Source organism: Saccharomonospora iraqiensis subsp. paurometabolica YIM 90007, assembly GCF_000231035.2.
In the GTDB taxonomy this organism is placed as follows: domain Bacteria; phylum Actinomycetota; class Actinomycetes; order Mycobacteriales; family Pseudonocardiaceae; genus Saccharomonospora; species Saccharomonospora paurometabolica.
In genome coordinates, this window is the sequence record NZ_KI912238.1 from 168,331 (window position 1) to 169,118 (window position 788).

The following is a 788-nucleotide window of genomic DNA, read 5'->3' on the forward strand; positions in this document are numbered from 1 at the left end:
CGGCCCGGCCGGACGCGGCGGTACCGCAGGTCGGCCGCCACGGACTCGGCGGCCCGTCGGCCCAGGACCAGACCTTCGAGCAGACTGTTCGAGGCCAGCCGGTTCGCCCCGTGCAGCCCGGTGCGGGCCACCTCGCCCGCGGCGTAGAGGCCGGGCACGTCGGTGCGGCCGGTTGTGCCGGTGACCACCCCGCCGCAGGCGAAGTGCGCGGCCGGTGTCACCGGGATCGGCTGCCGCGTGGGGTCCACCCCCACCGCCGCGCACGCCGCGTGCACCGTGGGGAACCGGCGGGCGAACCCGTCGACGCCCGTGGCCTCGAGGAACACGTGGTCGTCGACCCCGCCCGGGGCCTCGGCCATGCGACGGGTGACGGCCGCCGAGACGACGTCCCGGGGTGCGAGGTCCGCGAGCGGGTGCTCCCCGCGCATCACCGGCGCGCCGGTCGCGTCGACGAGAACCGCGCCCTCCCCCCGGACCGCCTCGGTCACCAGCGGGCACCGCCCGCTCGCTCCGGGCGTGTACAGCACGGTCGGGTGGAACTGCACGAACTCGAGGTCGGCCGCGACCGCGCCCGCGCGCAGCGCCAGGGCGAGGCCGTCGCCGGTGGCCTGGGCCGGGTTCGAGGTGGCGTGGTACAGCTGGCCGAACCCGCCCGTGGCCAGGAGCACGGCAGGGGCGCGGACCACGCCCGGGGTCCCGTCCGGGGCCAGCACCGTCACGCCACCGACGCCGCCGCCCGCGGTCCGGAGCGCGTCCACCGCCACGTGGTGTTCCAGCACGGCCAGCCG

Annotated in this window: 1 protein-coding gene; it reads right to left on the reverse strand. The window is 78.3% G+C overall.

The window, feature by feature from the left end:
- A partial coding sequence (locus SACPADRAFT_RS27485) for an FAD-binding protein (RefSeq protein WP_007027826.1) occupies window positions 1-788 on the reverse strand: 788 nt, incomplete at both ends.